At 71.5% G+C, this 1694-nt stretch carries 1 protein-coding gene and 2 pseudogenes; all 3 read left to right on the top strand.

Going from position 1 to position 1694, the window contains the following annotated elements; translation table 11 throughout:
* A pseudogene (locus D180_RS21235) lies at positions 1-476 on the top strand (aspartate aminotransferase family protein); the annotation flags it as partial.
* A 3-nt stretch (positions 477-479) separates the two neighbouring features.
* On the top strand, positions 480-1118 hold the full coding sequence (locus D180_RS21240; RefSeq protein ID WP_017914354.1) for a hypothetical protein: 639 nt from the start codon (positions 480-482) through the stop codon (positions 1116-1118).
* A gap of 85 nt (positions 1119-1203) precedes the next feature.
* Positions 1204-1694: pseudogene (locus tag D180_RS21245) on the top strand (MFS transporter); the annotation flags it as partial.

Here is a 1694-nt window from a genome sequence, read left to right on the forward strand (position 1 = left end):
GCGAGGTGATGATGAGCCTGGTCGGCGGCATCGGCACCACGGCGCGGCGCGCCTTCGTCGGTGGCACGCTGTCGGCCAATCCGCTGTCCTGCGTGGCCGGTTACCACGCCTTGCTGGAAGCGCAACGCAGCGACGCCGCCGGCCAGGCCGGCCGTGCCGGCGATCGCCTGCGGCAGGGCCTGGAGGCGATCATCCGCCGTCTCGGCCTGCCGTACGTGGTCTACAACATGGGCTCGATCGTGCACCTGCAGACCTCCGGCGTGCTGCTGCTGGATACCGGCAACCTGTACAAGCTGTGGCGCGTGCGCAACGAGGCCAAGGAGCGCAAGCACATGATGGAGGAGATGGGCGCGGCGTATTCCGCGCACGGGCTGATCACCCTGGCCGGCAGCCGCATCTACACCAGTCGCGCCGATACCGATGCGGTGGTGGACGAGGCGCTGAACCGCTTCGACGACGTGTTCAAGCTGGTGTAGCGCATGCCCACCGTCCCGCAGATCGAAGCACTCTGGCTGCACACCCGCGAGCGGCTGGTGGCCAAGCGTTTGCTCGGCGACGACGCGGCAGCCCTGGCGCTGCGCTGTCCGGGCAGCACGGCGATGTGCTGTGGCGCGCTCGAGGCGGAGCGGCCGCAGTGGCTGGACTGGCGCGACCCAGCGCTGCCGGCCGCGGCGCAGGTGCACGCGCAGGTGTACGCGCGGCGTCCGGATGTCGGCGCCAGCGCCTGGTCGGCCGGCGCGTTCGGCCACCTTCTGGCCAATGTCGGCGGCGTGTTGCCGCAGGTGTTCGACGAACAGGCCCGGCACATCGGGCCGATGCCGGCGCCGTTTCCTGCGCTCGACGCGTTGACGACGGCCGCGCCGGGCAGCGGCAGCGTCCTGCTGTTCGGCGGACGCCCGCTGTGTCTTGGCATCACCGCGCAGCGGCTGGCATTGAACGTGGAGTTGTTCGAGAAATGCGCCAAGGCCTATGTGCTTGCCGCGGCCACCGGCGGGCAGGTGCGGGCGCTGCCCTGGTGGGTGCGGCGCATCGCCAACGGGCGGCTGCGCAAGGACCAGCGGCGTGCCGCCGCGGCTTTCGCCGCGGGCGAACTGCCGGCCGAAAGCAAAGGCTACTGAGGGGGCCACCGCGATGACCGCCACGCCATCTCCGTCTTCCGTCGCATCAACCGCCGTCCACGCGACACGTCCGCTCGCCGCGGCCTTGTCGATCGGCGCCATCGCGCTGCTGATCCTCGGCGTGCAGCCGATCGTGCTCGGCGCACTGGTCGAGCAGCACCTGATCACGCTGCCCGGCGTGGGCGTGGTGGCGATGGGCGAGATCATCGCCCTGGGCATCGGCGTGGCGCTGGGCGATGCGCTGCTGCCGGTGTCCTGGCAACGCACCACGGCGGTCGTGGCGGCGTTGCTGGCCGCGCTGCTGAACCTGGCCACGGTACAGGCACAGGGCGATGCGGCGTTCGTCGCGCTGCGTGCGGCCGCCGGCCTGGCCGAGGGTCTATTGGTCTGGGTGGCAACGGTCAGCATCGTGCGCGCGGCCACCCCGGACCGGGTCACCGCGGTGTTCATGGTGCTGCAGGCGCTGGCGCAGATCGCGCTGGCGGCGGCGCTGGCGCTGTGGGTATTGCCGGCGGCCGGCTGGAAGGGCGGTTTCGTCGCCATGGCCGCGACCTGCCTGCTGGTGCTGCCGCTGGC

The sequence above is a fragment of the Xanthomonas sp. SHU 166 genome, assembly GCF_000364685.1.
GTDB lineage: Bacteria > Pseudomonadota > Gammaproteobacteria > Xanthomonadales > Xanthomonadaceae > Xanthomonas_A > Xanthomonas_A sontii.

Coding starts and splice junctions, on each gene's coding strand:
- D180_RS21240 (WP_017914354.1), top strand. CDS start 480: ATGCCCACCGTCCCGCAGATCGAAGCACTCTGGCTGCACACCCGCGAG.